At 51.2% G+C, this 6,054-nt stretch carries 5 protein-coding genes; all 5 read right to left on the reverse strand.

The window, feature by feature from the left end:
* Window positions 1–40: 40 nt before the first annotated feature.
* On the reverse strand, window positions 41–988 hold the full coding sequence (gene whiA / locus AC3WQH_RS20120) for a DNA-binding protein WhiA (RefSeq protein ID WP_005826906.1): 948 nt from the start codon (window positions 986–988) through the stop codon (window positions 41–43).
* 9 nt (window positions 989–997) lie between these two features.
* Window positions 998–2,008, reverse strand: coding sequence for a gluconeogenesis factor YvcK family protein (locus AC3WQH_RS20125; RefSeq protein ID WP_025848983.1), 1,011 nt, complete (start codon window positions 2,006–2,008; stop codon window positions 998–1,000).
* 85 nt (window positions 2,009–2,093) lie between these two features.
* A complete protein-coding gene (rapZ, locus tag AC3WQH_RS20130) occupies window positions 2,094–2,975 on the reverse strand; it encodes an RNase adapter RapZ (protein WP_007782163.1) in 882 nt (293 codons plus the stop codon).
* Window positions 2,976–3,212: 237 nt separating this feature from the next.
* Window positions 3,213–4,196, reverse strand: coding sequence for a thioredoxin-disulfide reductase (gene trxB / locus AC3WQH_RS20135; protein WP_255344297.1), 984 nt, complete (start codon window positions 4,194–4,196; stop codon window positions 3,213–3,215).
* 35 nt (window positions 4,197–4,231) lie between these two features.
* On the reverse strand, window positions 4,232–5,881 hold the full coding sequence (locus tag AC3WQH_RS20140; RefSeq protein ID WP_005826902.1) for a tetratricopeptide repeat protein: 1,650 nt from the start codon (window positions 5,879–5,881) through the stop codon (window positions 4,232–4,234).
* Window positions 5,882–6,054 lie beyond the last annotated feature (173 nt).

Here is a 6,054-nt window from a genome sequence, read left to right on the forward strand (position 1 = left end):
CCTAACCTTGTAGACTATTATCCTTTAGTATATCATGCATCTACAACGAAAGATTTTGTTTTTCACGTATTTTGTCAGCGATTTCGTTAATTTTTCGCAAGCGGTGATTAATTCCCGATTTGCTGACAACTCCGCTTGGGACCATTTCCCCCAGTTCTTTCAAATTGATGTCGGGGTGTGCCACACGAAGTTCGGCTACCTCACGCAGACGTCTGGGCAAGTTCTCCAGCCCGATTTCCTGGTCGATGAGCTGAATGTTTTCCATTTGTCTTGTGGCAGCGTTTACCGTTTTGTTGATGTTGGCAATCTCGCAATTGTGCAAACGGTTCACAGAGTTGCGCATGTCCTTTACGATCCGGACGTCCTCAAAATACAACAGAGCCTGGTGTGCTCCGATCAGGCTCAAAAACTCCGTGATTTTCTCGCCTTCTTTAATGTAGAGGACGTACCCCTTTTTCCGCTCGATGCACTTGGCATTTAGTTTATACCGATTGGCGATCTTGGTCAATGCTTCGCAAAAATCCTGATAGGAGGTGAATATCTCCAGATGATAGCTGGATGCCTCCGGATGGTTGACCGAACCGCCTGCCAGAAAAGCACCGCGCAGGTAGGCAGCCCGGCAGCACGACTTTTTCACAATCTCGGGAGCGATCCCGGGTACGAACGACAGGCTGCTGTCCATGATCGCCAGGTCTTGCAAAATTTCATTGGCCTGGTTAGGTATTCGCACGATGTAGACGTTGTTCTTTTTCAGCCGCATCTTTTTGCGAACGAGCAGCTCGCAGTGCGTCTGAAACAGCTTTTTAATCAAGGTGTAAATCCTTCTGGCAATCGCCGCATTTTCCGTCGTCACATCCAGCACCAGGCGTCCTGCTCCGAACTGCAAGCTCCCGTTCATACGGATCAAGGCAGACAATTCGGCCTTGCTACAGCAGTCGGCGCCCTCCATCATGGTCAGTTCTTTTTTGGTATGCGCGGCGAATGACATCGAACCTCACTACTCCTTCTCTATCTTCAGCACCCTCCGTCTGCGCTTGACGAGTGAAACGACTTGCTTGCTCACGGCATGCGCATCGTGACGCAGGTAACCATCCTCAAATGTAACCAACGGCTTTGCGACAATATGCAAGCCGAGCTGACGCAGCTTTTTCAGGTCACAGGGGACAGGAGCCGCTCCTTTCTCCGCGTATTTTTCCAACACGTGGTTCGGCAGCTCGGCTGAATTGACAATGATCGTATCCAGAAATGATTCTTTTACATGATCGTACATGACCTGCACATGCTTCGAGGCGGTGAAACCGTCCGTCTCTCCTGGCTGTGTCATTACGTTGCAAATATAAATCTTCGGGGCCGTTGAGCGCTTGATCGCAGCAAACAGACCGCGCACCAGCAAATTGGGCAGTATGCTCGTGTACAAACTGCCCGGTCCAATCAAAATGGCATCCGCCTCAGCAATGGCCAAAAGCGCCTCGCTCAGCGGCACAGCGTCTGCCGGATCAAGGAAAACCCGTCTGATTTCCTTGCCTGTCAGCGGTATTTGGGATTCTCCGATCACGATTGAGCCATCCGTCATTTCGGCTTTCAGACGAATGGATTGCGTGGACGCAGGCAGCACATCTCCACGCACCGCCAAAACTCCGCTCAATGTTTTGACTGCGGTGACAAAATCTCCCGTGATTTCGTTCATTGCGGCAAGTAATAGATTTCCCAAATTATGCCCTGCTAATCCCGTGCCTGAGGAAAAACGGTACTGCATGACTTTTTCCATCAACGGCTCCGTATCGGCCAAAGCAGTCAGCACATTGCGAATATCTCCGGGCGGCAGCATATCCATTTCCTCGCGCAGACGTCCCGAGCTTCCCCCATCGTCTGCTACGGTTACAATCGCTGTAATATGCACCGGCTCATGCTTCAAACCGCGCAAAAGGACGGACAGACCCGTTCCTCCGCCAATGACGACAATTCGTAATGGCCTTGACTGCAGCCTCCCCATTCCCTTAGTAGGCATATGTCACCTCATTATTTCTGATACAAATAAACAGGTGGCGTTCTCTTGCGGATGACCTAACGTTTTTCTTCCTGCCATCCTATGCTCACTTGTTCTTTTCCATGTCTCGATGACTGACGCGGATAGTAAAATCTTTTCCGAAGGTCTGGCCCAGATGCTCTGCAATCGCGACCGAGCGGTGTTTTCCGCCCGTACAGCCGATTCCGATCACAAGCTGGCTTTTGCCTTCGCGCTGGTAATGAGGCAAGGTGTACGCCAAAAAGTCCGTCAGCTTCTCGATGAACTCTTTGGTTTCCTTGTGCTTCATCACGTAATCAGCCACCTCTGGATCGCATCCGGTCTTGGGCCGCAACTCGTCTACATAATGCGGATTCGGCAAAAACCGGACATCAAACATCAAGTCCGCGTCAATCGGCGTACCGTATTTAAAGCCAAACGACAATACATTGATCGTAAGGGGTGATCCTTGTTGTGCGTATTGGTTGATGATTTTTTCCCGAAGCTGCGCTGGCTTCATTTGACTCGTATCGATAATCTGATGCGCCCAGCCCTTCATTTCCTGCAACAGACGGCGCTCAGCATGAATTCCTTCCAGAGGGGAACCGTTCGGTGAAAGCGGATGTCTGCGACGAGTTTCCTTGTAACGGGAAACCAGCGTTTGGTCGTTCGCATCGAGGTAGAGGATGTGATACGACAACCCCTCCATCTGATCCAGGCTCTCGATCGTCACGGAGAGACTTTCGAAAAACTCCCGTCCACGCAAGTCGATCACCAAAGCGACACGCTCAATACTCCCGCCAGACTGTTTGACCAACTCGGCAAATTTGGGAATCAGTACTGGGGGCAGGTTGTCAACGCAAAAATAACCCAGGTCCTCCAAGCTTTGTACAGCAACTGTTTTTCCCGCACCTGACATTCCGGTAATAATCAGGAGATTAATGGCCTTGTCGTTTCCCAATTCCGTCACGCAACTCGCCTCCTACGATTCTGACAATAGCATACCATACTCGCGCCCCTATTCGCACCTTTTTGGGCGCTTCCCCACTTTTCCCAGCTTTCGTTTCCGCTCGCGAACAAGCTGTTTTTGGACAAAAAAAGATGCGCGACTGAAATGCCAGCCACGCAACAATGTTTATATAGATAAGGGGGTCAATTCATTGTCTTTATCTTACCCTTGAATTATTTCACTCATGTTACAAGCACGTTAAGAGATTGTGACATTTTGTTCCTTTAGCTTTTCGTTCAGCTCTTCCACGTAGTGTTGAGCCGATTGGGCCGCAATGGAACCGTCTCCGGTTGCTGTCACGACCTGGCGCAGCATTTTTTCCCGAACGTCACCGGCTGCGAACACGCCTTTTACTTTGGTGTGCATTTTTTCGTCGGTGAGGATGTACCCTGCGTCATTGGTAATGCCCAACGAACGCACGCTTTCGGTCAACGGGTCCATACCTACGTAGATGAACACGCCGTCTGTCGCAAACTCTCGCTGCTCGCCAGTCTTGGTGTTTTCCAGGAGGACGGACTGCACTTTGCCTTCTCCGCGAATTTCTTTTACAGCGGAATCCCAGATCACTTCGATCTTTTCGTTTTCAAAAGCGCGTTTTTGCAAGATTTTTTGCGCGCGGAACTGATCGCGACGGTGGACGATCGTCACTTTGGAAGCGAAGCGGGTAAGGAAAACGGCTTCCTCTACCGCGGAGTCGCCGCCGCCTACGACAACCAGCTCTTTGTTGCGGAAGAAAGCGCCATCGCACACAGCGCAGTAGGAAACGCCGCGGCCGGACAGCTCTTTTTCCCCTGGCACTCCGAGCAAGCGATGCTCGGCACCTGTTGCAACGATTACCGCTTTGGCCAAGTATTCCTTGTCCCCAGTGATTACGCGTTTGTACGGTTCTTCATCGCGAATTTCCTTGATCTCGCCGTAGGCGTACTCTGCACCGAACTGCTGCGCATGCTCGAACATTTTGGTGGAGAGGTCAGGACCGAGAATGGAAGTGAAGCCTGGATAGTTTTCGATTTCCTCCGTATTGGCCATCTGGCCGCCAGGAATACCTCTCTCCAGCATCAGAGTGCTCATGTTGGCGCGGGAAGTATATACAGCAGCCGTCATACCAGCAGGGCCGGCTCCGGCGATGATAACGTCATAAACTTTTTGCTCGCTCATATCTGTTGCCTCCTCGTCTGACACGCTTCTTTTATTTAAAATTATTATAATGTAATAATCTATTTAAAATCAAGTGTCGACAATACTTTGACGCATTTTGCTACGGTTGCCGTGGAGATCCCGTATTTCTCGGCCAGATACGCTTGCGATTTTTTGTTGTTCCCTATTGTTCCGTATACATATTCTAATGCAGCGATCCATGCAACTGCTTTCCGCACTTGTACTTGGCTTTGTGCGTATTTCTGATGCTTTTCCCAGACGCGCAGGCACCATTCTCCGGCCTCTTGCTGTCCTTCTGCGAGCAGGTAGCGGTGAATCCCTTCTTCTACGCTCATCTCAGCCTGAACGGCACTGCTTTGGTGCCCTTTTACAGCCGATTTGGGCGCATCCTCGGGCATGGCCGCTCCCATGTCTGCCAGCGCCAGCAGAGCCAGCTTTTGCAGTTGGGGATTGTCGGTCTGGTAGTAAAATTGGCGAACAGCGTGCTCAGCCTCATCATCGCCAATCAACGACAACGTTTGCAGAACGGCAAATTTGACTTCGTCGCGTCCATGCTGCAAGGCCCACAAAAGCGATGCGCGAATCATCGGATCGTTTTTGAAGTCCTCTACTCCGGTAAACGGCGCCTTTTCCCAGGACACGTCGCGTTGCGGCGGGTTGTACTGGTACGGAATCGGCTTTATAGTTTCCCCTTCTTGCTCGTTTTTTACCATCTGGATGTACTGGTCGGCAATTCCGGATTCCGGGTCCATCTGCTTGGCTTTTTGCCACCAGCGCAAAGCCTGGTCTTTTCGCCCGCTCAAGTACGCGGAGATCGCCGCATAGTGGTAGGTGCAGGCTTCGTGCGGACGGCCCGCCCGCAGCATCCGCTGGTAGTGGAAGTACGCCTCGTCATGCTGTCCAAGCACTCCCATGGTCGTTGCCAGCTTGTACGTGTTTTCCGGGTGAAACGGAACGACCTTTTTTAGCATGTCCATCAACGCCAGCAGTTCTACTGTATGGTTGTGATGGGAGAGCAAAACGGCGAGGTTGCACAGCGCATGCAAGTTGCCGTGCTCCTTCTCCAGCGTCTTGTCGATCGTCTCCATCGCTTTTTGGAAATCGCCCACATAGTAATAGGCGAGCGACAAGTTGTTCCAGGCCGGCAAAAAGTCGGGGTCGGCTTCCACGATTTCTTTCAATATATCCAGCGCCTCCAGGAAGCGGCCTTCCTCCAGACTGCGGCGTGCACGCTCATGCTTGCTGTACACATCCTCGTTTTCACTCGGCTGGAAGTGGCGCGGCGGCAAGTCCAGCTCGAAGTAAATGTAATCGAGCAGTTCTTCCGCTTCCTCGCGGTAATGCCCGTTGCCCGCCTCTTGCAGATAACGGACGGCCATTTCTTCTGCCATCTGGTAGTCTTCCAGATTGGCGTAGTTGTTCGCCATGTAGAAGTACACTTCTACCATGGACGGGTCCCATTTTTCTATAATCTCGTACAGGACTTCATTCGATGCTTCAAACTGTCCGGTTTCGGCGAGGGCACTGGCCAGGTGGCAATGGCATTCCACATTGGCAGGCTCCATCTCAACGGCGCGCCGAAACGACCGCAGTGCTTTTTCATAGTCGTACCGGTTCAAAAAGCGCATTCCCCGGTCGACAAAAAAAGCGGCATCTTGCTTGAAGTCGACGACAGTTGTTTTTTTCAAAATACTTTTGTTATGTTTCATAAAACCTCCAACATCATAGGAGCAGCACTTCAAGTATCGTACCAGAAGCGGTGCCAGCCTACAAGCTGACTCGTCTTTTAAAGTGTGTATTTTACAGTTGAGACTCCCACGGCTAAAGCCGCAAGCCTTCCACCTTGCGGTGTACGGGTGGGATTCTTGAATGACTAAGCGTT

The organism is Brevibacillus sp. FW301-21C12A, from assembly GCF_058788915.1.